The sequence below is a fragment of the Nitratireductor sp. B36 genome (assembly GCF_020833685.1).
In the GTDB taxonomy this organism is placed as follows: domain Bacteria; phylum Pseudomonadota; class Alphaproteobacteria; order Rhizobiales; family Rhizobiaceae; genus Nitratireductor.
Genome location: NZ_JACKZY010000003.1, coordinates 474,587 through 499,536, shown reverse-complemented (window position 1 = coordinate 499,536; position 24,950 = coordinate 474,587). Strand labels below are relative to the sequence as shown.

Sequence of the window (24,950 nt, the reverse complement as noted above, 5' to 3'; positions counted from 1 at the left end):
TCAGTCCGTCTTCTTTACGTCTTGGGCGAGCGTGTACTCCGACAGGCCGCCATTGATGGTGATGCCCTCACGCGCACCCCAGAACACTTTTTGCCAGTAGAGTGGGACGATGGGCGTCTGCGCGAAGGCTATGCGTGTTGCCTCAGCGAGCAGTTCGTTCCGCTTTTCGGGGTCGAATTCCTGCAAGGCGACAGACAACGCCTTATCGAATTCTTCGCTTGAGAACCGGACACGGTTGAACGCTCCGGTGCCCGCCTCCTTGTCATAGGTCTGGATCAGGCTGGAAAGGTTGGGAGCCGATGTCGGCGTGGAAGACCCCAAAGAGAAGACAAACGCGCCGTAATCGCCTGCGCTCGCCGCCTTCGAATAGACATTGTATGGCAGGGCCTCCACTCCCATCACCTTCAGCCCGCCACGGGTGAGCATCTGCCCGAGAGCCTGAACAAGGTCGCCATCGCCGGGGAAGCGGTTGTTGGAGGAATAAAGCTTCAGCCCAAAGCCATCCGGATAGCCGGCCTCGGTAAGAAGCTCCTTTGCCTTGTTGATATCCACTTGGTCTGGGCCGAGATCTTCAGCGTGTCCGCCCAGCACGGATGGCACGAGCTGACCTGCAGGCACACCCGCACCACCCAGGATGCGGTCGACAACCAGTTGCCTGTCGATCATCAAGGAAATCGCCTTGCGCACACGCGCATCGCGGAAAGGATTTTCTTCAAGAGGTTTGCCATCAAGATCGAATACGCCCGGCGCCTGGGCGAAACGCTGCGAGAGGCCGAGATAGATCACGCGACCCGATGCAGCCGAAACCACATTGATACCGTCCTGGCTTTCAAGACGCGCAACGTCGGCCGGCGGTACCGCATCGATGAGATCGACCGATCCGGAGAGCAATGCCGCAACACGTGCGGCATCGTTGGAGATGAAGCGGACCTCGACCTCCTTGAAGTCCGGTTGCTCACCCCAATAGCCATCAAACGCTTCGATCGTGAGGCTCTCGCCGGGTTTGAAGGAGACAAACTTGTAGGGACCTGTACCGACCGTCGCATCGCCGGAATTGAAATCTTCGGAAGTTTTGCCCTCGGCGGCCGCCTTCGAGATGATGAAGACACGGCCGATGTCCTCGATAAGGGCCGGTGCCGGCTCCTTCGTCGTGATACGAACGGTCAGGTCGTCGACCTTCTCCATGCTGTCGATGGATGAAACCATGTCGGAGAAAGGAGCCGGGCTGTTTGGGACCTCGTCAGTCCGCTCCAGCGAGAAGATCACATCGTCAGCCGTCATGGTCGATCCGTCGTGAAACTTCACGCCGTCTCGCAGCTTGATATCCCAGGTGGTGTCGTCGACCGCTGTCCACTCGGTCGCCAGGCCCGGGCTGATTTGCAGGTTCGCATCCTGCTCGATCAGGCGACCGAACATGAGTTGTGCCGTGCCCTGGTTGTTGCCTGTTCGTGAGAATTGCGGATCGATAGAGGACGGTTCGGCAGCCCGTCCGATGGTCAGATCTGCGGCAAGCGCAGGCATCGCAACAGACACCAGCAGCGCCGCCATGGCTCCGATACTATAGCGTTTCATCGGTATTCTCCCTCCGGGGTGGTTGTTGTTGTGGTGGCAGGTCATTGAGATGGCACGCGCTTTCGTGGCCGTCATGGACGTTGCGCAAGGCTGGGCGCTCCACACGGCAACGATCGAAAGCATGAGGACATCTCGGGTGAAAATGGCATCCCTTAGGCGGGTTGACCGGCGACGGTATCTCACCACGAATGGTTGAAAAGCGCCTGTTGCGCCGATCGATGCGCGGAATCTCATCCAGCAAGGCACGGGTGTAGGGATGATTGGGGTGGTCGAAGATGCGGTCGACGGGCGCCGATTCCACGACACGCCCCAAATACATGATGACCACGCGGTCGCTGATATGTTGAACCACCGAGAGATCATGACTGATGAAGAGAAGCGTCAGGCCGAGACGCTGGCGCAGCTCCATGAAAAGATTGATGATCTGCGCTTGAATAGAAACATCGAGCGCCGCAATGCTCTCATCACAGACCAGAAAGTCGGGATTGACTGCCAACGCTCTGGCGATCCCGATGCGCTGTCGTTGTCCGCCGGAAAACTGGTGTGGAAAGCGCTGCGCCATCTCCGGCTGAAGCCCGACGGTTTCAAGCAGCTCGGCCACCAGTTTTGTCTGCCCGGCCTTGTCCACCAGCCCGTGAAAACGCGGTGCTTCTCCTATGATATCGCCCACGCGCCTTCTGGGATTGAGCGACGACATGGGATCTTGAAAAATGATCTGGGTGCGCAGGCGCAAGGCCCGTCTCCGGCGCCCCTTGAGGGTAGAGATATCTTCACCGTCGCGAAGGACCGTTCCCTCGGTGGCGGGGAGCATCCCCGCGATGATGCGGCCGAGGGTGGATTTCCCGCAACCGCTCTCCCCGACAAGCCCAACCACTTCGCCGCGCCGGATCTCCAGATTGACGCCGTCGAGTGCATGAACGACCGCCGGGGCCGACATGGCGCCAAGCGCGATGGCGGCCCGTTCGGCAAAGTCGGTATTCTTTTGAAACCGTTTGCTGATGTTGACTGCCTGGGCGAGCGGCGGTTCGCGGCGGTTCATGTTTCGGCTCCAAGCGGGTGAAAACAACGCCACTCATGGCCGTGATGTGCAGAAATATCTGGTGCCACGAGACAGGCTTCCGTTGCGCGCGCGCAGCGCGGCCGGAAAGAGCATCCCTCAGGTCGTTTGAGTGGAGACGGGGCAGAGCCGGGAATCTGATGCAGCGGCACGCCACGCCTGTTGGCCATCGGCGTGGAGGCGATAAGCCCTTGCGTATAGGGGTGACGCGAGTGGTCGAGAACCTGATCGACCGGGCCCTGCTCCACGATCCTCCCCGCATACATGACCGCCACTTTGTGCGCGAGCCCCGCGACCACACCCAGATCGTGACTGATCCAGATAAGCCCCATGCCCAGCTCGAGGCAGAGTTGCTGAACCTGGGCAAGGATCTGGCTCTGGATTGTGACATCCAGCGCGGTCGTTGGTTCATCAGCAATAATCAGGTCCGGCCCATGCAGCAGGGCAATGGCAATGGCCACACGCTGGCGCATGCCACCGGAAAACTCGTGCGGATAAGCATCCAGACGCTCTTCGGGGGAAGGAATGCCCACCTTGCCAAGCGCATCGCGCGAACGCTGCCGCGCCTCGCTCCGGGATACATTGGCGTGAGCCTGGACGGTCTCCATCATCTGGGTGCCGATGCTCAAGACCGGGTTCAAGGTCATCATCGGATCCTGAAAGATCATGGCGATGCGGTTGCCGCGGATCTGACGCTTTCGCGTCGCGTCGAGCGAAAGGAGATCTTCACCCTTGAAGCGGACAGAACCGCCGACAACCTCACCAGGCGGATCCAGCAGACCAAGCAGCGAGAACCCGGTGATCGACTTTCCAGAACCACTCTCGCCCACAAGGCCGAGAACCTCTCCCGAAGCGACGGTGAAGGAGACCCCATCGACTGCTTTGACGAGACCGGCCGGCGTGGCGAAATGTGTCTGAAGATTTTCGACTTCGAGCAGCGGAAGGGTCATTGAACCAGCCTCGGGTTGAGGGTTTCACGAAGGCGGTCGCCGACAAGATTGATGCTGAACACGAGGAGCAGAAGGAGAAGCCCTGGAAAGACGCTCATCCAGTAAACACCGGCAAGCAGAACCTGATAGCCATTGGCGATCAGCAGACCGAGGGAGGGCTCGGTGATCGGAAGGCCGATCCCCAGAAAGCTGAGCGTTGCCTCCGCGGCGATGGCGCTCGCCACCTGGATGGTCGCGATCACGATAAGCGGCGGAAGACAGTTCGGCAGGATCTGAGCGAACAGAATGCGCGGCGCCGACAACCCGAGGCAGCGTGCCGCTTCGACATAGTCGCGGCTGGATTCCACGAGTGCGGCGGCCCGGACCGCGCGGGCGAAATATGCCCATTGCACAAAGACAAGCGCCAGAATGACCTTCCAGGTCCCCTGACCGAAAACCACCAGGATCATCAAGGCGACAAGAATGGTGGGAAAGCCCAGCATCAGGTCGACGAAGCGCATGATGAAACTGTCCAGGCGCCCGCCGGAATATGCCGCGACAAGGCCCAGGGACGTTCCTACAGCCAAAGCGAAAAAACCCGAAATAAGGCCGACGCCAAGGCTCGTGCGCAGGCCATACATCATGGCCGAGAGCATGTCGCGGCCTTGCGTGTCAGTGCCCAGCCAATAGGTGATTCCGGTGGAGCCCTCGCTTAGCGGCGGCAGCTTGCTGTCGAAAAAATCGATCTGGGCCAGATCGTAGGGATTTTGCGGCGCAAGCAACGGAGCAAACACAGCCGCAGCAACAAGCAAAAGGCACACGATAAGCGCGGCCGTCGCCTTCGGGCTCTGCAATATTCCCCTTATGGCGCGTGCAAACAGGCTTTGCCCGCGAAGATAGGATGCGGCCTCGCTCATTGTGCACTCACCCGGATGCGCGGGTCGAGCAGGGAGTACAAGGCGTCGACGCAGAAATTGATGACGATGAACATGGTCACCACGATGAGGATGTATGAAACGATGATGGGACGATCGAGCGCGTTGATCGAATCGATGATCAACTTGCCGATGCCCGGCCATGCGAAGATGGTCTCCGTCACGACAGCAAAGGCGACAAGCGAGCCGAATTCGATGCCAATCACGGTGACGATGGGGATCAGGATGTTTTTCATCACATGGACGAAGAGAATGCGGGGAGAGGATATGCCACGCGCCCTGGCAAACTTGATGAAGTCGAGCGGCATGGTTTCCTGAACACCGGTGCGCGTCAGGCGAATGACGAGAGCCGTCTGCGCAAGCGCCAGATTGATGGCAGGGAGAAGGAGGTGCTTGAGCCCGTCCCAGGTGGCAAAACTCGTCTCGATGCCCAATATCGTGCCGGTTTCGCCACGGCCGGTGGAAGGCAACCATCCGAGCGTGACGGAAAAGATCATGATCAGCATCATGCCTTGCCAGAAATTGGGCAGGGAAAATCCCAGTATCGAGCCCGTCATGATCGTTTCGTCGGTAGCCGACCCTGCCCTCACACCGGCCCAAAGTCCCAACGGTATGCCGATGACAAGTGAGATGACCAGTGCAGTGAATGTCAGCTCCAGCGTTGCGGGAAGTCGCTCCAGAATGACTTCCGTCGCCGGGCGGTTGTAGACGAATGAGCGACCGAAGTTGCCTTGCAGAGCGTCTGTGACGAAACCCAGATACTGAACCGGCAGTGGGTCATTGAGCCCGAGCGATTCGGCGACCTGTTCGCGCTCCGCCATCGAAGCATCCGCCGGCAGCAAAATCTCCAAGGGATCGCCAATCGCAAAAACGCCGGTGAAAACGATGACCGAGGTGACGATTAGCACGATCACCGCCTGCACCAGTCTGCGTATTAAAAAGGCCGTCATCCAGTCCCCCAAAACGCACCCCGACGATGATGCGTCCCATTGTTTTTTTGAACATTTGCACCCCTCGCGAAGATGATGCAATAATATGATGAAAATTGCTTGATCGATGAAAATTACGCATAGGAAAGATGAATGCGGCTCGCTCTTCTTCAGACTTTTCAGGCGATCATCGAGACGGGCACGACCCAGGGGGCCGCAGACAAGCTTGGGCTTTCCCAGTCAGCGGTGAGCCGGCGGCTTACGCAATTGGAAGAGACGTTGCGCATCAAACTGTTCATCCGGGAGAAAACCCGGTTGATCCCGACCCGTGACAGCAAGATCCTGCAGGCGCAGATGCAGCTCCTGCTACAGCGCAACGAAAAGCTCCTGGCGCTGGCGGAAGAACTTCGGCAGGGCAATTCGCCGGCGATCAGACTGCGCGTCGCCTTCCCGGCCAGCTTAACGCTTTCCATCGTCCCGGCGATCATCAAGCAATTTCTGAAAAGGTCCCCCACGGTCCAGGTGGAGTTGCACAGCGGCTCCTATGACACGATCGAGCGCATGCTCTTGGATGAGCGTGCAGAGCTGGGCTTCCTGCGGATGCCGGTCGAGAGAGCCGGCCTTCTGGAAACGCCCTTGGTTAGTGTGAACACGGTATGCGTCATGCCTCAGGACCACCCGCTGACACAAAGGGATGTGATCGACATCCGGGACCTGGTCGATGAGCCGATGATACTTCTGGGGCGGATGCGGGCGCCCAGGCACGAGATCGATGCGCTCTTCTCGCAATTTCGCATCCGTCCCAAGGTGAGATTGGAAACGCATTCGGTGCTTTCCGCCTGCGGGATGGCAGCGTCCGGCCTCGGAATCACCCTGGTCAATGAACTTATGGCCCGTGACTACGCGCACATGCCGGTTGCAGTCAGGCCGCTGAGCCAGAAGATCACCCATTCATTTGCGATGGCTCACCCGACAGATCTGCCTCTCGGTGAGGCTGCCAGCATTTTCATGGAGACGACCGCAGAGTTTCTTCGTACACATTTCCGGCAGTTCGGCAGCCCTCCGGCAATCCCGGTTTCGGATGGCGAAGCCGCATTTCCGTGAGTGCTGTGTGATTTTCTAAAGAAAAAGCTCAATGGGCCCGTTCAGGCCGACACATCCCAGCCTGAAATTTGCGTCCCTCTAGACATAACACGGGCCCTCGATCAGCGGATGCCTGGCGAGAAACTCCTCGTCGATGTCGACGCCCAAACCGGCTCCGGTTTTGGGCCTCACGCAACCCTCCCCGTCAAGCGTGTATGGCGCACCGCAGACCTCGTCGCGGAACGGATTGTGATGCGCCAGGTCCGCTTCAAAATATCCGGGATTATCGACAGAAGCCAGCAAGTGAATTGTGGCGATCATGTTGATCCCGGTTGCCGAAGTGTGCGGATTGAAGCTCATTTTCCAGGCAGAGCACAGGGTAGCGATCTTTGCGCATTCGCTCAGCCCCCCTGCCTTGGAAAGGTCGGGCTGCGCGAAGGTCACGGCCCGGTCTTCAATCATGCGGGTGAAATCATATCGGGTAAAATGGTTTTCCCCGGCAGCCAACGGAACGCGGCCCAGCTCTTTTGCGAGTTGGTATTCGCGATAATCGTGTGGCGGGAATGGCTCTTCCAGCCAACCCACACCAAGCTCTTCAAAGGCAGGCATGACCTGTCTGACATCTTCAAGGCGATAGCCCGTGTTGGCGTCGACCAGAATGTCGACATCGTTTCCCACGGTCTCCCGCACGGCCCGAACCCGGGCGATATCGATGCGAACGGCATCGCCCACCCGCAGTTTCAGCGCGCGGTAGCCCTGCTCCACATAGGACTGCGCCTCCTCTGCCAGCGCCTCTGGCGGTTGCCAGCCCAGTGAAATTCCACCGCCATACGCCTTGACCGGCCGGTCAGCGCCACCCAACAGCTGGTAGATCGGCCAGCCCGCCGCTTTGCCCCGGATATCCCAAAGTGCGATATCAATGCCGGAAAGGGCCATTGCCGCAGCCGCTCCCATGCCGTGGCTGGACAACTGCATCTTGTAGACTTTCGCCCAGATGCCCGACACGTCGAGCGGATCCATGCCAACGACGAGCTCGGACATTGTGGTGTCGATCAGCTTTGCGATCGCACCGGGGCACCGGCCATGATGCGCCTCGCCCCATCCAACAATCCCTTCATCGGTAAAGACCTTGACCAGAACCGCATCGCGCTTGACGGCACGTCCGATACCCAGCCTGACATTCTTCCCCTCCGGAACACGAAAGGAGATCGGCACTGCCTTGATTTCAGTGATACGCATGGCGCTACTTCTCTCCTCTGGGAGCGTTCTTCCCTGCATCCCTGCTTTCGGGATTGACGAAATTGACGGGTGTCTCACCCAAAAGGATGCGTCGCATCTCTTCGGCGGCCCCCACGCTCATTGCCCGCATGCTTGTGGCTGTGATCGCCGCCACATGCGGTGAGAGCAACAGGTTGGGACAATCCAGAAGGGGATCATTGTCCGGCAAGGGTTGCCGTTCGAAAACATCGAGGGCCGCGCCGGCAATGCGGTTCTGGCGCAGCGCGTCCATCAACGCCTCTGTTTCCACAACAGCTCCACGAGAAACGTTTATGAGCACCGATGTCGGCTTCATGCTCGAGATGCGTCGGCCATTGGCAAGGCCCCGCGTTTCCTCCGTAAGCGCACAGCTGAGCACAACCACGTCAGCTTCGGAGAAAAGCCGGTCCAATTCCACTTCTTCCACGAAGCGCGGCATGTGGCCCGAACGGCGGGACGAACCAATCACACGCATCCCAAAACCGTTCGCAGCGATATGGGCAATGCGGGAGCCGACCGCGCCAACGCCGACGATCCCCATCGTGCCGGAGCTGATCTCTTCGGTCTCATCCGCAATCGCTCTTGCTTCGGCCCAGCCTCTGGCTCTCAACGTTGTGTCAAACCGGGCATGATCCCGCTTCAGGCGCAACAGCGATGCAAAGACAAATTCGGCTACGGCATTGGTGTTGGTGCCCGGCAGGTTGGCCACGGCCACACCGTGTCTGGTGGCGCTCGAAACCGGAATGAAATCCAGTCCGACACCATGCCTGACCATGCCTTTCACGCGCGGTGCGTGATCGAGAATATCCTCTGGCAATTTCGCCCGGACGATTATGCCGTCGGCATCGCGCGCCATGCGACGCAGGGTCTCGGGTGTGGTGTCCGGCGCAACGACAAGGGTCGCCACGTCCTTCAGAATGGCTTCGCCATCCGGATGAATGGGATTGGTCAATAGCACCGATTGATCAGCCATGAATGGTATCCTCGCCTATGATCGGATTGGTCAGGCGTCCCAACCCTTCGATCTCAACCGTCATGACACTTCCTGCCTTGAGCCACGAAGGCGGTGATTTCATCGCCGCCACACCGGCCGGCGTGCCAGTTGCGATGACAGTTCCAGGAACCAGTGGAGCTTCCTGCGAAATCCGGGAAATCAGGTCGGCAATTCCGAAGATGAGGTCCGAGATTGACCCGTCCTGCTGTCTATCGTCATCGATGGACAGGGTAATGCGATGCTCACCGGCTGGATCGAAAGCGTCCGGCGTCACAAGCCAGGGCCCCATCGGCCCGAAAGTGGAAAAGTTCTTGCCCCGCTCGAAATTGCCGTCCGCCTTGATGATTTCGCTGGCGCTGACATCGTTGAACAAGGTGTATCCGGCGACATGGCTCATGGCGGCTTCGGGAGAAATCCGGTGGCCGCGCTTTGCAATCACCACCGCCAGCTCCGCCTCGTAAGTGACACCGCCCACATCGGCAGGCAACAGAACCGGCGCATCCGGCCCGATGATCGTACGCTGCAACTTGTCAAACAGCACCGGCGCTTCGGGAATAGGCAGCCCCCTCTCTCTGACGGCACAGTGATAATTGTGCGCAGCGCCGACGACCCGGGGCGGGTTGGGCAAGGGTGCGAGCAAACGCACACGCTCCACCGGCACCATTGCGTCCTCCGGCAGTGTCGCCGGATCTGGCATCCGCCGCGAAATCTCCATCAATCCGGCTTCGATCATCGCCAGAAGGTCGGCCGGCGTACCCGCCAGACAGTCCGCGAAGCTGGGATGGGCCAGATCGAGCACCTTCTCTCCATCGCCCGCAGCGACGAGAACACCGGCGCGTGCTCCGGCGTCACTCTCGAACGTCACGAACCGCATCAGGCCACCCTGTATTTCGCGATGATTTCCCGATCGATCTCGATACCCAACCCGGGGCCCTGAGGCACCGGGACGAAGCCGTCTTTCTGCACGATCGGATCAACGGCAAGAAAGTCGCGGAACGGGTTTTCTTCCTGCTCGAATTCCAGCAACACGGGTTGGGGCACCAGACATGGAGGTTGATCGGGCAGCGACGCGAGGAAGTGGATGGTGGCGGAAAGGCCGACCGCCGAGCCCCAGGCATGCGGCACGCATTCCACCCCGTGTGCAGAGGCCAGCGCAGCGATCTTCTTGCACTCGGTTAGCCCCCCGGCGGCGCACACATCCGGCTGCACGATGTCCATTGCCTTGCGCACGATCTTGTCACGAAAGCCCCAGCGGGTGAAGTCGTTCTCACCGCCCGCAACTGCCATGTCGAGCGCGCGCGACACCTCGATATAGCCATCGACGTCTTCAGGAGAGATCGGCTCTTCAAACCAATCGATATCGAATGCTTCGAGCATCCGTCCCAGACGAATGGCATTGGGCACAGAATAGCAGTGGTTCGCATCCACCATGAGGCGAATGTCGGGCCCGATCGCATCGCGCACCGCAGCCACTCTCTGAATATCTTTCTTGTGCGAGCCGAGGCCTATCTTCATCTTGATCGCGCGAAAGCCCTCGGCAACGAATTTTTCCGCTTCCTCGACCGACTCTTCGATCACCTTGTCCATATCGATGAAATAAAGGCCGGTCGCATAGGCTTGGACCTGGGTCCGGAACGCACCGCCGATGAGTTTGTGAACAGGTTTGCCGCAGACTTTGCCGATGATGTCCCAGAGGGCAATATCAATGCCGCTGATCGCGGCGATGGCCATCCCGGTTTGGCCATAATCCTTGATGCGGTTGTAAAGATGCTCCCAGATGACTTCGACATCGAAAGGGTCTCGACCGATGATCTGGCTGCCGAGTTGGGTTTCGATGAAGGAACGGGCCACCGCGGAAGGGCCATAGCATTCGCCCCAACCCACAACACCGTCATCCGTCTCGATCTCCACCAGGCACGTATTGCGGGTGGTGTAGAGCCAGCCCCTTGAGGAGGTGAAGGGCCGCTCGACCGGTGCGCTCAACCAATGACACGTGACTTTCTTGATCTTCACTCTTCACTCCTCAGTTTGTATCGGTGGCAGAGGCTGAACGGTCAGCGCGCATCTGCCTGAGTTTCATGATGGATGGCAGGACAAGAACGGCGATCGCCAGACAAACCAGCACCGCCGAAACAGGGCGCGTGAGAAAGGTCGTCCAGTCGCCACCGCTGATAACCAGGGCCCGCCGCGTTTCACTTTCAAGCAAGGGCCCAAGGATCACTCCGATCACCATCGGATAGACGGGAATGGTCGCCAGCGTGGCAAAGAAGCCGAAGACGCCCAGCCCAAGCATGATGACGACATCAAACCAGCTGTTGGACAGGGAATAGGTGCCAACGACCGCCAGCACGAAGAGTGCCGGCGCCAAGAGATGTTTGGGTACATCCAGAACCTTGACGAAAAAACGAAATCCGATTGCGCCCACGACAATGATCGCCAGATTGGCCAGAAGCACGGCTGCCAGAATGTTCCAGACAATGTCGCCGCTGGTCTCGAACAGCCGGGGACCTGGCTGCAGGCCGTGGATCATCAGTCCACCCAACAGCATGGCGGTCACGGTGTCGCCGGGAATGCCGAGGGTGAGAAGCGGAATGAGCGCGCCGCCGGTGACGCCATTGTTGGCGCTTTCCGATGCGACCACGCCTCCCGGCGCACCCTTGCCGTATTCAGCCTGATTGCCGGAAAAACGCCTTGCCTGATCATATGCGATAAGCGCGCCCACACTGCCACCCAAAGCAGGGATGATGCCAGTCGCCACCCCGATGATGGATGAACGAAGCATGTTGATCGCCTGGCCCGCGAACGCCTTGATCGTGGGAAACATGCCTTTCAGGGACCGCGGAGCCACCACCTGCGCATCGCGCTGGAAAAGCGTTGCCATCAATTCGGGTATGACCAGCAAACCGATCAGCGCGGGCATGATGCCGATGCCGCGCGTCAACTGAAGACTGTCAAACGTCCAGCGCCCCTCACCGGTGATCTGATCGAAGCCGACGACCGAAAGCCCAAGACCGATGACGGTGGCGAGGACGCCCTTCACGAGTGGTGCGGAAACCACCGAGGAAATGATGGCAAGTCCGAGAAATGCGACCGCCGCGTATTCGGCGGAGCCAAGCTTCAACGCAAGGCGCGCCAGGGCAGGCGCCAGCGAGACGAGAGCCAACCAGGCGACGATCCCGCCCACCACAGAGGAGACAAGCGCCCAGCCATAGGCTTCCACCGCACGTCCGTTGCGCGTCATGGGATACCCGTCGATGGTCGTCACGACGGCGGAGGGGGTACCGGGAATGTTGATGAGGATAGCGGGAATGGCACCACCAGCCATGGACCCGCAATAAAGCGCGATCATCATGCTGATGGCCATGTCGGCTGGCAATGGAAAGGTAAGCGGAATGAAAAGTGCCACGCCCATCGTTGCCGTAAGGCCCGGGGTCGCGCCGAAGGTGAAACCCACCATCACCCCCACCAGGATCAGTGCGAGCGAAGCGGGGCTGGAAAACTCGTTGCTGAACGCAACTGCAAGATTCGTCAGAATGTCCATGGGGCCTACCGCAACGGCACTTTGAGTACGTATGTGAACACAAGCCACACACCCAGTGAGAATAAAACGGAGGTGAGACCTATAATCGCGAGGCCCTTCGGCGCGCGAGCGGCTGGCGGCGCCACGATAAGGCTCACGAGAGCCACGAACACCATGGTGATGAGCGGAAAGGGTAGCGGACGCCAGGCAAAGACGTAGAGGGCAAGCAATGCGAGAACCCCACCCCCCACCTTGAGAACCTGATCTGGGGAAGCAAAGGGCTCTTCCTGCTGGCTGGCATCGCTGCGGGTCACCCACCATCGCCTAAGGTCGCTGACCGCTGAAATGACAGCCAACACTGCCACCACCACGACCACGAACTGAGGCAAGGCGCCTGCGTGCAGACCGCCACGGGGCCCAAGACCCGTGAGCTCGAAGGCTGGTCCGGCCAGAACGACCGAAAGTCCCAGCAAAAAGGCGCTGACCCCAAGGCTGGCGACAAGGTGCAATGTTGGCATGGTCACGCTCCCCAGGCGTCAGACCTCAGATATCCGAGGCCCGACACGAGGTTTCTGAAGACGATTACTGTGAGAAAATCTGGCTTGCGACTTCAGCGATTGCGCCTGCAACCCCATCCACTTCCGCATCCAGCTCATCGCCCCGGATAGGATCGATGACGAAGCCGTTCTTGGCGGCGAACTCCTTGAACTTGTCGCTCGTCAAAGCTGCTTCGAAAATGTCCGCCATTTTCTCTTCCACGGCCGGATCAAGGCCGGCGGGTGCCTGAATATAGGCCATTTGCACCACGGGGCCATAAGGGAACACATCGACGCCGGCCTCGGCAAAGGTGGGAACGTCAGGCAGAACGTCGAGCCGCTCCTTGGAGAACGCGCCCAGCGCCTTGAGCTCACCGGCCTTGATCTGCTCGATGGTTTCGGACGGTTTGAGCACACCGGCATCGACCTGATTGCCCATCAATTCAGCCACGACACGAGACCCGCCGGGGAACGGAACATGGCGATATTCGACCCCTGCGCCGCGGGCGGTCATGGCTGCGAAAATATGGTTCAGATTGTTGGTGCCCGGGGTCCCGATCGAGACCTCGCCGGCATTCTCTTTCATGTGGGCGAGAAACGCATCGAGACTGTCATGCTCGCTGTTTCCCGGCACCACGAGAATCAGCGGATCGACCGACACGCGAATGATGTTGGTGAAATCGCTGTTCTTTAGCGGCGCCTTCTTCTGGGCGATGATTGCCAGTGTGGAGCTGGTGCCGTTGCCCATCGTGTAGCCGTCCGGCTGCGAGGTCGCGACCTCTCCCATACCGACTGCGCCGGTTCCTCCGGGGAGGTTTTCGATGACAACGGACATGCCCTGCTCTGCAAGGATCGGCTGCAGGAAGCGCGCCATGATGTCGTTGGAGCCCCCGGCATTCCAGGGAATGATCCACCGGACCTCCTTGGAGGGATAGTCCTGAGCAGCAGCAGGCGCCGCCCCGGCGGTGGCGATCGCTGCGGTGGCGATCGCTGCGGCAGCGGCAACAGACCAGACGGTTTTGGTAAACATGCATTTTCCTCCCTTTGTTGTTTGTTATAACAAGCATGATGTAATAAGTTTGTCAAACCGGAATCAACTCGTGTAGGCTCGCATCCGCGAGGAACGAAACCCATGGACCATATGCAGTGAAAACGTTCGAGAAAATTGAGACTGCCCCTCTCTGGAACCGGGTTCGGGGACAGATCAAGGACGCGCTGCTGGCTGGCCGGTTTGAACCGGGGCAGACCCTCACGCTTCGATCTTTGGCGGAAATGTTCGGCACGTCCGTCACGCCGGTACGCGACGCCATCAATCATCTGGTCGCCCAGGGTGTTCTAGAGGCAGGGCCAAGAAATGCTGCGGTGGTGCCGGATGTCGCGAGCGATCTCTTAAAGGAGATCATTTTCGTCCGTGCGGAGCTGGAAGGCCGCGCTGCACGCGAAGCAGCGACCCGCAAATCACCTGAGCTGATTGCCGCGCTCAGCGCAAAGCTGGAGTCGATGCGAAGCCTGATCAGACAGCGTCAATTGGACACTTATCTCGACGTCCACCGCGACTTTCACTTCACGATCTACGAAAGCGCGGGCATCCCGTTGTTATATGAGATGATCGAGAACCTGTGGCTGCGCACCGGTCCTATCCTGACCTATGTCATCCCCGACTACGTGGTATCGCTGAGAGGCAGCGACCACCATCAGAAGATCGTGGCCGCAATCGAGGCCGGCGACGGGCCGACTGCGGAAGCGGAGATTGTCTCTGACATCGAGGAGGCAGCAAACTATCTGTTGAGCTGCGCCGACGAATACGGCCGGATCCGACGCGGCCAGAAGCTCGCGCACCACGCCGGATAATCGCGCCCGACACTACCCGTCTGGCACTGCCGCTTCACAGAAAACCCGGGGGGAGCAAAATAGCTATGGCGGAGAGGGAGGGATTCGAACCCCCGATACCCTTGCGAGTATGCCGCATTTCGAGTGCGGTGCTTTCAACCACTCAGCCACCTCTCCGCGAGATGCTGGTCTGCTGTTGCCAGCGCGGCGCACTAGATAACCGGTGATCGGTTTCGATACAAGGGCCAATCGAAGCCAATCTGCCGCATTTTTCCCGCCTCTGCTTGACCTTCCAGACCTCTTCCGTTATGGACACGCGACCTGCGGCGCGGGAAAACCCCTGCGCCGTTTGTTGTTTAACCATCCAGACTGGCAAAAAGACGGCAGGCCACAGGCTGTGGACCCAAGCCGGACCGGACACTGAAAGGCAAAAAGATGTTCGCAGTCATCAAGACCGGCGGTAAACAGTACCGCGTTTCCGCAAACGACCTGCTTCAGGTCGAGCGCGTCACCGGCGAGCCCGGTGAGATCATTCAGTTTGCAGACGTTCTGGCCGTTGGCGAAGGCGAGGACGTGACCATTGGCGCACCGCTCGTCGACGGGGCCAGCGTGGCCGCCGAAGTGGTCGAGCAGGGCCGCGGCAAGAAGGTCATCGCGTTCAAGAAGCGTCGCCGCCAGAATTCGCGCCGCAAGCGCGGCCATCGCCAGCTTCTGACCACCGTGCGGATCTCCGAGATCCTGACCGGCGGCGCGAAGCCCTCGAAGAAGGCCGCTGCGAAGCCGACTGCCAAGGCCGAGGAAAAGCCTGCCAAGAAGGAAGCTGCTCCGAAGAAGGAAGCCGCTCCCAAAAAGGCAGAGGCAAAGACGGAAGCGCCCGCTGCGGCTGCTCCGCTCTTCACCGCTCCGGCCGGCGAGCCCGACGATCTGACCAAGATCAAGGGCATCGGCCCGGTTGCAGCCGGCCAGCTCGCCGAGCAAGGCATCACCACCTACGCTCAGGTGGCCGCCCTCACCGACGAGGACGTGGTGCGCATCGACGAGGCCATGCCTTTCAGCGCCGACCAGATCAAGGACTGGCGCGAGCAGGCCAAGGAACTGGCGAAATAATCCTTCGCCAAAGGGTTGAAATTCAGCGCCTGACAGCGCATTAGGAATGCAAGCGCTCTCGACGGGCGCAAAGGAGCAAGATTATGGCACACAAAAAAGCTGGTGGTTCGTCGCGCAACGGTCGCGATTCCGAGTCCAAACGCCTTGGTGTGAAGAAGTTCGGCGGCGAGAAGGTTATCGCCGGCAACATCATTATCCGTCAGCGCGGCACGAAATGGCATCCCGGCGTCAATGTCGGCATGGGCAAGGATCATACGATTTTTGCGAAAGAGGCAGGTGCTGTCTCCTTCGCGAAAAAAGCCAATGGTCGAACCTACGTGTCCGTAAACCCGATTACGGAGGCAGCGGAGTAGCCGGTCCGCTTCACCAACACCGGCGACCCATCTCGGGGACCGGTGTCTGGACAGTCCGGAAATAGGTTCGAAAGGGGAGATGGGTCGCCATCTCCCCTTTCTTTTTGTCCGGAGGAAAAAGCGATGGTTGCCGAAAGTGAAGACATCGAGAGTGAAAGTCCCAGAGTTGAAATAGATTGCCCGGTTCTCGTCACCGAGCGCCTCGTTCTGCGCATCCCGCGCGACGATGACGTGACCGAACTGGTGGAACTCGCCAACAATCGGCGCCTGGCCGAAATGCTCGGCCGCATGCCCAATCCCTACCGCGTGAACGATGCGCACAGTTTCCTCAGCCGCATTCGCGCCGGCGAGATCAATGGCTGCACCTATGCGGTCACGCTGTCGGAAACCGGTGCCTTCATCGGCTGCGCCGGTCTGGAGAACCGCTCCAACGGGCTGGAAATCGGCTATTGGATCGGCGAACCCTATTGGGGCCGCGGATATGCCACAGAGGCAGCCCATGCCCTGGTCGATCTCGCCTTCCGCGCCACGGATATCGACCGGCTGAATGTGTCCTGCCGCGTCACCAACACCGCCTCGCGCCGCGTCATTCACAAATGCGGTTTTCAGTATGCCGGGCAGGGCATGATGGATTCGGTGGTTGCAGGCAAGGTGGCTGTCGAACGCTACCAGCTCGATCGCAGCACCTGGGTGAGCCTCAGAAGCTGGGGCGCCTGAATCGAAGGGAGAACAGACGGGCCTGAAACCCTGTCTGCTCTCGCACTTCGACGCATGATGCTGTAGACGGTTCTGCGCAACGTTACGGAAAGACGGTCAAACCCATGAAGTTTCTCGATCAGGCCAAGGTCTATATCCGCTCCGGCGATGGCGGCGCGGGCTCCGTTTCGTTCCGGCGCGAGAAATATATCGAGTTCGGCGGCCCTGACGGCGGCGATGGCGGGCGTGGCGGCGATGTCTGGGTCGAGGCCGTGCAGGGCCTGAACACGCTGATCGACTACCGCTATCAGCAGCACTTCAAGGCCAAGACCGGCGTGCACGGCATGGGCCGAAACCGCACCGGCGCCAAGGGCGAGGATGTTGTTCTCAAAGTACCCGTCGGCACGCAGATATACGAGGAAGACAACGAGACGCTCATTTGCGACCTGACCGAGATTGGCCAGCGCTTCAAGCTGGCCAGCGGCGGCAATGGCGGTTTCGGCAACCAGCATTTCAAATCCTCCACCAACCAGGCGCCGCGCCGTGCCAATCCCGGCTTGCCGGGAGAAGAGGCATGGATATGGCTGCGCCTGAAGCTCATCGCCGATGCCGGGCTCGTCGGTTTGCCCAATGCCGGCAAGTCCACATTCCTCGCCACGGTCACCGCGGCCAAGCCCAAGATCGCCGACTATCCCTTCACCACGCTGCACCCCAATCTGGGCGTGGTCCGCATCGACGCGCGCGAATTCGTCATGGCCGATATCCCCGGCCTCATCGAGGGCGCCCATGCGGGCGTTGGCATTGGCGACCGGTTTCTCGGTCATGTGGAGCGCACGCGCGTTCTGCTCCACCTCGTCTCAGCGCGCGAGGAAGATCCCGCCGCCGTCTACACCACCATTCGCGGTGAGCTTGCCGCCTATGGCCACGGCCTCACCGACAAGGCAGAGATCGTCGCACTCAGCCAGGTGGACCTTCTCGACGACGAAGCGCGGGCCGAAAAGCAGGCGGCCCTTGCAGAAGCCTGCGGAAAGCCCCCTCTCCTCCTCTCCTCCGCCACCGGCGAGGGCGTGCAGGACGTGCTGCGCGCGCTGATGAAGATCATCCAGGACGCGCGCGCCGAAGAAGAAGATGCAGACGCGGCTGACGACCGCTGGCAGAAATAGGCAAATCCCGCATGACCCGCCCCGCGCTCAGCAGTCACCGCCGCATCACCGTCAAGATCGGCTCCGCCCTTCTAGTGGACCGCAAGAAGGGCCTGAAGCGCGAATGGCTTTCCGCCCTGGTCGATGACATTGCCGCACTCAATGCCGATGGTGTCGAGGTGCTGGTGGTCTCTTCCGGAGCCATCGCGCTTGGCCGCACCATCCTCGGTATCGAGCGGCGCACGCTGAAGCTGGAAGAAAGCCAAGCCGCGGCTTCCGTGGGCCAGATCGCGCTCGCCGGCGCGTGGGATGAGGAGCTGCGCAAGCGCGGGCTGAAATCCGGCCAGATCCTCGTCACGCTCGGTGATACGGAAGAGCGCCGCCGCTATCTCAATGTACGCGCCACCGTTTCCACGCTTCTCAAGATGGGCGTCGTCCCCGTCATCAATGAGAATGACACGGTCGCAACCAGCGAAATCCGCTATGGCGACAATGATCGCCTCGCCGCCCGCATCGCCACCATGCTCGGTGCCGATCTTCTGGTCCTCCTCTCCGATGTCGACGGTCTCTATACGGCCCCGCCGGCAAGCGACCCCGATGCGCGTTTCATCCCCGTAGTCGACGCCATCACACCGGAGATCGAGGCCATGGCCGGCGCTGCGGCATCGGAACTGTCGCGCGGCGGCATGCGCACCAAGCTCGATGCAGGCCGCATTGCCACGGCGGCAGGAACCGCGATGGTGATCGCCTCGGGCACGCGCCTCAACCCACTTGCGGCAATCGACAATGGCGCCCGCTCCACCCTCTTCAGGGCGAGCGACACACCTGTGCGCGCCTACAAGACATGGATCGCCGGCCAGCTGGAGCCGGCAGGCACCATCACGGTCGATGCCGGCGCGGTTCTGGCGCTTGCGGCTGGAAACTCGCTCCTGCCCATCGGCGTCACCCAGGTTTCCGGCAGTTTCGCGCGCGGCGACACCGTGGCCATCCACGGGCCCGACGGGCGCGAGGTGGCGCGCGGGCTGGTTGCCTATGACGCTTCCGATGCCGTAAGAATCGCCGGACTGAAAAGCGGCGACATTGCCGAAGTGCTCGGATATGAAGCGCGCGCTGCCATGGTGCACCGCGACGATCTGGTGACGGCGCCCCATGCGCGGCACCAGCTGAAGGAAAAAGCGGAGGGCTGAATGCTGATGGAAAACAGGCAGGGCAGCGCGGACATTGCCGCGCTGATGAACGATCTGGGAGCGCGCGCCCGCGCTGCCGCAGGCCCGTTGTCCATTGCCACGCCACAGAGCAAAAACGCCGCACTGGAAGCCATGGCCGAAGCGCTGACGCGCAATGAAGCGGCGATCCTCGAGGCCAACCGCGAAGACATGGCGCGCGGCGAAGAGGCCGGCCTGTCGCCCGCCCTTCTCGACCGGCTTAAGCTCGATCCCGCGCGCATCGCCGGCATGGCGGAAGGCATCCGCGCCATCGCCGCGCTGAAAGACCCGATCGGCGATGTGATCGCCGCTTGGGAGCGTCCGAACGGTCTTCAGATCGAGCGCGTGCGCACACCGCTAGGCGTCATCGGTGTGATTTACGAAAGCCGCCCCAACGTGACCGCCGATGCAGGCGCACTCTGCCTCAAGGCCAGCAATGCGGTGATCCTGCGCGGTGGGTCCGATTCCGCCCGTTCATCTGCCGCCATCCATGCCTGCCTCGTCGAAGGACTTGAGAAGGCCGGCCTGCCGGCCGACGCCATCCAGCGCGTGCCGGTCACCGACCGCGCCGCCGTTGGCGAAATGCTGAAAGGCCTTGGCGGCAATGTCGACGTGATCGTCCCACGCGGCGGGCGCAGCCTCGTCGAGCGTGTGCAGAGCGATGCACGCGTCCCGGTCTTTTCCCATCTGGAAGGCATCTGCCACCTTTACCTCGACCGCTCGGCCGACACCGACATGGCGGTCTCCATCGCCGTCAATGCCAAGATGCGGCGCACCGGCATCTGTGGCGCCGCCGAAACCCTGCTCGTGGATCGGGAAGCAGCCGACCGGCTTCTGCTTCCGGTTCTCTCCGCCCTGAAAGAAGCCGGTTGCGCCATTCGCGGCGATGAAGAGGTCTGCGCCCGCTTCGCCTCGGCCGCGCCTGCCACAGACGAGGACTGGGGCACGGAATATCTCGATGCCATCATCTCGGTGAAGCTGGTCGACGGCGTGGATGAAGCGATCCGCCATATCGGCACATGGTCCTCGCACCACACCGAGGCCATCGTCGCGGAGGATGCGGCAGCCGTCGAGCGCTTCTTCAACGAGATCGATTCGGCCATTCTTCTGCACAATGCCTCCACCCAGTTCGCCGATGGCGGCGAATTCGGCATGGGCGCGGAGATCGGAATTGCCACCGGCAAGATGCATGCGCGCGGTCCGGTGGGCGTCGAACAGCTCACCTCGTTCAAATACCGCGTTCGCGGCTCCGGCCAGACACGACCGTGAACCCGGACAGTTTCATGCCTTCTCCCGCTTTGCCCCCATCCCTCCCGGCACACTATCTGCGTATGCCCCATGTGGAGCCGGGCATGGCGGTGGGGCTTTTCGGGGGGTCGTTCAACCCTCCCCATGCGGGTCACGCGCTGGTGGCCGAGATCGCCATGCGCAGGCTCAGGCTCGATCAGCTCTGGTGGATCGTCACGCCGGGAAACCCGCTCAAGAGCCATCGTGAACTTGCACCGCTTTCCGAACGGGTCGCACTTTCGGAGAAGTGCACCAGCGATCCACGCGTGAAGGTGACAGCCTTCGAGGCCGGCCACCGGATTCGCTACACTGCAGACACGATAGATCTTGTTCAAACGCGCAATCGCGGTGTCGATTTTGTCTGGATCATGGGCGCTGACAGCCTGCGCGACTTTCACCGCTGGGAACGCTGGCGCGACATCGTGCGCTCCATGCCCATTGCGGTGATCGACCGTCCCGGGGCGACGCTGGCCTTCCTGTCCTCCACCATGGCGAAGACTTTCGACCATGCCCGGATCGATGAAGACGACGCGCCGATCCTGGCGCGCAGGCGGCCACCGGCATGGACATTCATCCATGGGCCACGCTCCTCGCTATCCTCAACAGCCATCAGAAACGCGGCAAAAGAGGCCAGGTGATCGATAAGCTCCGTTCAAACATGTGAACGGCCATGTCTTGAAACTGTTAACAGACTCTGCCTATCTATTGGGTATCGTCGGCATCGTGGTCGACGGTGAGCTTGTTCTTATTGGAAAGGAAAGACACTGAGAACAGCAATGACGAAGAAGGCTGACATGATGCCTTCGCCGGCCGAGGCCAGTCGGAATCTGGTTTCCCAGGCCGTTGAAACAGCCCTCGCGAGTCTGGAAGACTCCAAGGCGGAAAACATCATCTCCATCGACATCCAGGGCAAATCCCCGCTCGCCGATCACATGATCATCGCGTCGGGGCGTTCGCACCGCCATGTGGCGGCCGTGGCGGATCATCTGATCCGCGCGCTCAAGGAGGCCGGTCTTGGCAACGCCAAGGTCGAAGGTCTGAGCGGCGCCGACTGGGTGTTGATCGATACGGGCGACATTGTCGTTCACGTCTTCCGCCCTGAGGTTCGGGAGTTTTACAACATCGAAAAGATGTGGCAGGCCCCCGATCTGGAGGATGAAACGGTTCACTGAGCACCGTCTGCCGCGACGGTGTCTTTGAGCCACCTCCGCCCACCGGGCAGAGAGGCTGGAATGCATATTGCCATTTGCGCCGTGGGCCGGATGAAGGCCGGCCCCGAGAGGGATTTGACGGACCGTTATCTGGAACGGTTCGCCAAAGGCGGTCCTTCTGTGGGCCTCGAGTTTTCCGGTGTCAGTGAGATCGTCGAGAGTCGCGCCAAGTCCGCTGAAGAGCGGTGTCGCGAGGAAAGTCGCAAGATCGCACAGATGCGCCCGGAGGGATCAGCGCTCTTTCTGCTCGACGAGCGCGGGAAGAATCTCACATCAAGGCAACTGAGCGAAGCCATCGCGGATTTGCGCGATCAGGGCCGCCGCAATCTCATGATCGTCATTGGCGGGCCGGACGGGCACGATGATGGACTGCGCCAGGCAGCCGACCGCACGATAGCCTTCGGTGCACAGACATGGCCGCATCAGATCGTTCGCCTGATGCTTGCTGAACAACTTTACCGAACCTCGACCATCCTTTCGGGCCACCCCTATCACCGGGATTGAACCTCGCGCAGCCGCTGTTTTCACAGACGCGCATTGACGCCCGGCAAAATACAACCAAAAATTGCAACCGGTTACCACATGGTTGATGTTTCCTTAAGGAAACTTGGCATATGCTGTCTCCGAACGACTTCCACTTCGCGTAAAACGGCAGACCAGGGATGAAGAATGCGCTCGCGCCGCGCCCATATCTCGCCCGTCTCGGGACGGCCGCTGCTGCTGTGGCGATCTTCTGCGTTCTGCCTGCCCCCGCTCCCGCGCAGGATGGCATTCAGGTTCTTGAGACCCAGCACAACAAGAGCCAGGTCGAATTTGAGGACGTCAACCGCGAGATTGCGCTGACGGAAAAACGGCTGGACGAGATCGCGGCCGAGATAGACGCCATTAAAGACGACAATGCCGCGATTACGGCGGCCCTCATCCAGGCAGCAAAGACGGAACGCAAGCTGAGCGAGGATATCGATACGATTTCGCTGCGGCTGAGCAAGCTTCGCCACGAAGAGAGCTATCTGCGCGAATCGCTCCAGTCGCGCCGCGGCGTTCTGGCCGAAGTGCTCGGTGCTCTTCAACGCATGGGCCTCAACCCGCCGCCGGCCATTCTCGTTCGCCCCGAAGACGCCTTGGCATCAGTGCGCAGTGCCATTCTTCTCGGCGCGGTGGTGCCGGAGCTGCGTGCGGAAACGGAAATTCTCATCGGCGATCTGCGCGATCTTTCCCGTATCGTGACGTCGATCGAAGGTGAGCGCGACAAACTTCAAAAAACCGTGACCGAACAGGCCGAAGAAAAAAAGCGGCTCGCCCTGTTGCTGGACGAGAAGAAGCGTCTCCAGCAGGAAGCCGAAAACCGCATGGCAGCCGAGCAGCAGCAGGCCGAGGCGCTCGCCGCGCGCGCCACCAGCCTGCAGGAGCTGATCGGCTCGCTGGAAAACGAAATAGCCTCACTGCGCAAGGCCGAAGCCGAGCGTGCAAGACGGCTCAACGAGCCGACTTCGCCTGAGAACCGTCTCGGTGCCGGCGCTTCCTTCGCCAAGCGGACAGGCGGGGTTGCCTTGCCCGTTGCCGGTCAGTTCGTAGCCCGGTTCGGTGAAGATGACGACACTGGCGCACCGTTGCAGGGCGACATTCTAAGAACACAATCCGGCGCAATCGTTACGGCACCCGCGGGGGCGACGGTACTGTACGCAGGACCGTTTCGTTCCTATGGTCAGCTATTGATACTCAATGCCGGCGACGGTTATCATATCGTGCTTGCCGGCTTGGCTAAGGTAAGCGTGACGCTGGGGCAATCCGTTTTGGCGGGCGAACCAATCGGCATGATGGGGGAAGCTCGCCTGGCAAGCATCGCAGGCCCGGGAACTGAAGATCTTACGCCCGAGCTGTATGTCGAGTTCAGGAAGAACGGAAAACCGATCGATCCTAAACCCTGGTGGGCTCCGGGACACTCTGGAAGGACAGGAAATGAAACGTAACTTGTCGCTATTGTTTGCCGGCGCCCTGATGGGCGCATCCGCGGTCTCTCTTTTCCACGGAACAAGCGGCTTCTCGGCAAACGCCGCTGGTTCGGAAACATACCGGCAGCTTGCGATTTTCGGCGACATCTTCGAGCGCGTGCGCGCCCAGTATGTGACCCCGCCGGACGACAAGAAGCTGGTGGAGAGTGCCATCAACGGCATGCTGACCTCGCTCGATCCGCACTCTTCCTATCTCGATGCGGAAGCCGCCAAGGACATGCGGGTCCAGACCAAGGGCGAATTCGGCGGCCTGGGCATCGAAGTCACCATGGACAATGAACTCGTGAAGGTCGTCTCTCCGATCGACGACACACCCGCCTCACGCGCCGGTGTTCTGGCCGGCGACCTGATCTCCGCGATCGACGGCGAAGAAGTCCGCGGCATGTCGCTCAACGACGCCGTCGACAAGATGCGTGGCCCGGTCAACACGCCGATCGAGCTGACCATCCTGCGCGAAGGTGCAGACAAGCCGATCGAGCTGACGATCGTGCGCGACATCATCAAGGTGAAAGCCGTCAAATACCGAGTGGAGGAGGATGTCGGCTATCTGAAGATCACGTCCTTCACCGAAAAGACCTTCGACGACCTGATGAGCGCCATTGATACGATCAGCAAAGAGGTGCCCGACGACAAGCTGAAGGGCTATGTGCTCGATCTGCGTCTCAATCCCGGCGGTCTGCTCGATCAGGCGGTCAGCGTTTCCGATGCATTCCTCGACCGTGGCGAGATCGTTTCCACACGAGGGCGTGACGCAAACGACATTGCGCGCTTCGATTCGCGGCCCGGCGATGTGCTCAACGGCAAACCGGTGATCGTGCTGATCAACGGCGGTTCTGCGAGTGCCTCCGAGATTGTCGCCGGCGCGCTACAGGATCATCGCCGCGCGACGGTGCTCGGCACCCAGTCCTTCGGCAAGGGTTCGGTGCAAACCATTATTCCGCTCGGCGAGAACGGCGCCCTGCGCCTCACCACCGCGCTCTACTACACGCCTTCAGGAGAATCGATCCAGGGCAAAGGCATCACGCCCGACATCAAGGTCGATCAGCCGCTTCCCGAAGAGTTACAGGGGCGCGACCTGCGTCGGGGCGAGTCGGACCTTCGCGGGCACATCAAGGGCGAGGAAGAAAACGAGGAGGGCTCCGGCTCGATCGCCTACGTCCCGCCGGATGCCAAGGATGACGTCCAGCTCAAGGCAGCGCTTGAATTGCTCCGCGGCGAAAAAACTGACCCCGCCTTTCCGCCAAATCCTGACAAAGCGGTCATGAATCAGTAAACATCGATCATCCATCGCCGGT

The 24,950-nt window shown here is 60.5% G+C and carries 25 protein-coding genes and 1 tRNA gene; 13 read left to right on the top strand and 13 right to left on the bottom strand.

What is annotated here, in order from left to right; translation table 11 throughout:
* From H7H48_RS14165 to H7H48_RS14145, 5 genes are read right to left on the bottom strand one after another with little or no spacing between them, the layout of a single operon-like run.
* Complete coding sequence (locus tag H7H48_RS14165) at positions 1-1,572, bottom strand: ABC transporter substrate-binding protein (protein WP_229449698.1); 1,572 nt, start codon at positions 1,570-1,572, stop codon at positions 1-3.
* A complete protein-coding gene (locus H7H48_RS14160; protein ID WP_229449697.1) occupies positions 1,559-2,611 on the bottom strand; it encodes an ABC transporter ATP-binding protein in 1,053 nt (350 codons plus the stop codon). The genes H7H48_RS14165 and H7H48_RS14160 overlap by 14 nt, the downstream gene beginning before the upstream one ends.
* A complete protein-coding gene (locus H7H48_RS14155; protein WP_229449696.1) occupies positions 2,608-3,579 on the bottom strand; it encodes an ABC transporter ATP-binding protein in 972 nt (323 codons plus the stop codon). The genes H7H48_RS14160 and H7H48_RS14155 overlap by 4 nt, the downstream gene beginning before the upstream one ends.
* Positions 3,576-4,475: an ABC transporter permease gene (locus H7H48_RS14150; RefSeq protein WP_229449695.1), complete on the bottom strand. Its 900-nt coding sequence runs from the start codon at positions 4,473-4,475 to the stop codon at positions 3,576-3,578. Before H7H48_RS14150 ends, H7H48_RS14155 begins: the two co-directional genes overlap by 4 nt.
* The gene (locus H7H48_RS14145) at positions 4,472-5,443 is read right to left on the bottom strand and encodes an ABC transporter permease (RefSeq protein ID WP_229449694.1); all 972 of its coding nucleotides are present in this window, start codon (positions 5,441-5,443) and stop codon (positions 4,472-4,474) included. The genes H7H48_RS14150 and H7H48_RS14145 overlap by 4 nt, the downstream gene beginning before the upstream one ends.
* A gap of 132 nt (positions 5,444-5,575) precedes the next feature.
* Between H7H48_RS14145 and H7H48_RS14140 the strand changes: the two genes are divergently transcribed.
* A complete protein-coding gene (locus tag H7H48_RS14140) occupies positions 5,576-6,526 on the top strand; it encodes a LysR family transcriptional regulator (RefSeq protein ID WP_229449693.1) in 951 nt (316 codons plus the stop codon).
* Between the two features lie 78 nt (positions 6,527-6,604).
* On the opposite strand, the gene H7H48_RS14135 is transcribed toward H7H48_RS14140, so the two are convergent.
* From H7H48_RS14135 to H7H48_RS14105, 7 genes are all read right to left on the bottom strand, one after another.
* The gene (locus H7H48_RS14135) at positions 6,605-7,744 is read right to left on the bottom strand and encodes a mandelate racemase/muconate lactonizing enzyme family protein (RefSeq protein WP_229449692.1); all 1,140 of its coding nucleotides are present in this window, start codon (positions 7,742-7,744) and stop codon (positions 6,605-6,607) included.
* A gap of 4 nt (positions 7,745-7,748) precedes the next feature.
* Positions 7,749-8,735 carry an NAD(P)-dependent oxidoreductase gene (locus H7H48_RS14130; RefSeq protein WP_229449691.1) on the bottom strand — a complete coding sequence of 329 codons (987 nt, stop codon included), beginning with the start codon at positions 8,733-8,735 and terminating at the stop codon, positions 7,749-7,751.
* Positions 8,728-9,630 carry a fumarylacetoacetate hydrolase family protein gene (locus H7H48_RS14125; protein ID WP_229449690.1) on the bottom strand — a complete coding sequence of 301 codons (903 nt, stop codon included), beginning with the start codon at positions 9,628-9,630 and terminating at the stop codon, positions 8,728-8,730. Before H7H48_RS14125 ends, H7H48_RS14130 begins: the two co-directional genes overlap by 8 nt.
* Positions 9,630-10,769, bottom strand: coding sequence for a mandelate racemase/muconate lactonizing enzyme family protein (locus H7H48_RS14120; protein WP_229449689.1), 1,140 nt, complete (start codon positions 10,767-10,769; stop codon positions 9,630-9,632). The genes H7H48_RS14125 and H7H48_RS14120 overlap by 1 nt, the downstream gene beginning before the upstream one ends.
* Before the next feature lie 10 nt (positions 10,770-10,779).
* Positions 10,780-12,297, bottom strand: coding sequence for a tripartite tricarboxylate transporter permease (locus H7H48_RS14115; RefSeq protein WP_229449688.1), 1,518 nt, complete (start codon positions 12,295-12,297; stop codon positions 10,780-10,782).
* 5 nt (positions 12,298-12,302) lie between these two features.
* Positions 12,303-12,794, bottom strand: a complete 492-nt coding sequence (locus tag H7H48_RS14110; RefSeq protein WP_229449687.1) for a tripartite tricarboxylate transporter TctB family protein — start codon at positions 12,792-12,794, stop codon at positions 12,303-12,305.
* 64 nt (positions 12,795-12,858) lie between these two features.
* Positions 12,859-13,842: a tripartite tricarboxylate transporter substrate binding protein gene (locus H7H48_RS14105; protein ID WP_229449686.1), complete on the bottom strand. Its 984-nt coding sequence runs from the start codon at positions 13,840-13,842 to the stop codon at positions 12,859-12,861.
* Positions 13,843-13,958: 116 nt separating this feature from the next.
* Between H7H48_RS14105 and H7H48_RS14100 the strand changes: the two genes are divergently transcribed.
* Positions 13,959-14,663 carry a GntR family transcriptional regulator gene (locus tag H7H48_RS14100; RefSeq protein ID WP_229449685.1) on the top strand — a complete coding sequence of 235 codons (705 nt, stop codon included), beginning with the start codon at positions 13,959-13,961 and terminating at the stop codon, positions 14,661-14,663.
* Between the two features lie 66 nt (positions 14,664-14,729).
* Here the strand turns inward: H7H48_RS14100 and H7H48_RS14095 are convergent.
* A tRNA-Ser gene (locus H7H48_RS14095) sits at positions 14,730-14,819 on the bottom strand.
* Between the two features lie 258 nt (positions 14,820-15,077).
* On the opposite strand from H7H48_RS14095, the gene H7H48_RS14090 reads away from it, so the two are divergent.
* The 11 genes from H7H48_RS14090 to H7H48_RS14040 all read left to right on the top strand — a co-directional run bounded on the left by H7H48_RS14090 (position 15,078) and on the right by H7H48_RS14040 (position 24,928).
* A complete protein-coding gene (locus H7H48_RS14090) occupies positions 15,078-15,749 on the top strand; it encodes a 50S ribosomal protein L21 (protein ID WP_229449684.1) in 672 nt (223 codons plus the stop codon).
* Positions 15,750-15,832: 83 nt separating this feature from the next.
* A complete protein-coding gene (gene rpmA, locus H7H48_RS14085; RefSeq protein ID WP_223021920.1) occupies positions 15,833-16,102 on the top strand; it encodes a 50S ribosomal protein L27 in 270 nt (89 codons plus the stop codon).
* Positions 16,103-16,225: 123 nt separating this feature from the next.
* Positions 16,226-16,819, top strand: coding sequence for a GNAT family N-acetyltransferase (locus tag H7H48_RS14080; RefSeq protein ID WP_223021921.1), 594 nt, complete (start codon positions 16,226-16,228; stop codon positions 16,817-16,819).
* 104 nt (positions 16,820-16,923) lie between these two features.
* A complete protein-coding gene (gene obgE / locus H7H48_RS14075; RefSeq protein ID WP_229449683.1) occupies positions 16,924-17,961 on the top strand; it encodes a GTPase ObgE in 1,038 nt (345 codons plus the stop codon).
* Positions 17,962-17,972: 11 nt separating this feature from the next.
* Positions 17,973-19,127, top strand: a complete 1,155-nt coding sequence (proB, locus tag H7H48_RS14070) for a glutamate 5-kinase (RefSeq protein ID WP_229449682.1) — start codon at positions 17,973-17,975, stop codon at positions 19,125-19,127.
* Complete coding sequence (locus tag H7H48_RS14065) at positions 19,128-20,414, top strand: glutamate-5-semialdehyde dehydrogenase (protein ID WP_229449681.1); 1,287 nt, start codon at positions 19,128-19,130, stop codon at positions 20,412-20,414. It begins immediately after the preceding gene.
* A 62-nt stretch (positions 20,415-20,476) separates the two neighbouring features.
* The gene (locus H7H48_RS14060; RefSeq protein WP_229450086.1) at positions 20,477-21,070 is read left to right on the top strand and encodes a nicotinate-nucleotide adenylyltransferase; all 594 of its coding nucleotides are present in this window, start codon (positions 20,477-20,479) and stop codon (positions 21,068-21,070) included.
* Positions 21,071-21,229: 159 nt separating this feature from the next.
* Entirely contained in the window at positions 21,230-21,604 is a 375-nt protein-coding gene (gene rsfS, locus H7H48_RS14055) for a ribosome silencing factor (RefSeq protein ID WP_223022467.1), read from the top strand.
* A gap of 60 nt (positions 21,605-21,664) precedes the next feature.
* Positions 21,665-22,147, top strand: coding sequence for a 23S rRNA (pseudouridine(1915)-N(3))-methyltransferase RlmH (rlmH, locus tag H7H48_RS14050; RefSeq protein WP_229449680.1), 483 nt, complete (start codon positions 21,665-21,667; stop codon positions 22,145-22,147).
* A gap of 158 nt (positions 22,148-22,305) precedes the next feature.
* Positions 22,306-23,613: a murein hydrolase activator EnvC gene (locus H7H48_RS14045; protein ID WP_229449679.1), complete on the top strand. Its 1,308-nt coding sequence runs from the start codon at positions 22,306-22,308 to the stop codon at positions 23,611-23,613.
* Positions 23,603-24,928, top strand: coding sequence for a S41 family peptidase (locus tag H7H48_RS14040; RefSeq protein ID WP_229449678.1), 1,326 nt, complete (start codon positions 23,603-23,605; stop codon positions 24,926-24,928). The genes H7H48_RS14045 and H7H48_RS14040 overlap by 11 nt, the downstream gene beginning before the upstream one ends.
* Positions 24,929-24,950: the final 22 nt, after the last annotated feature.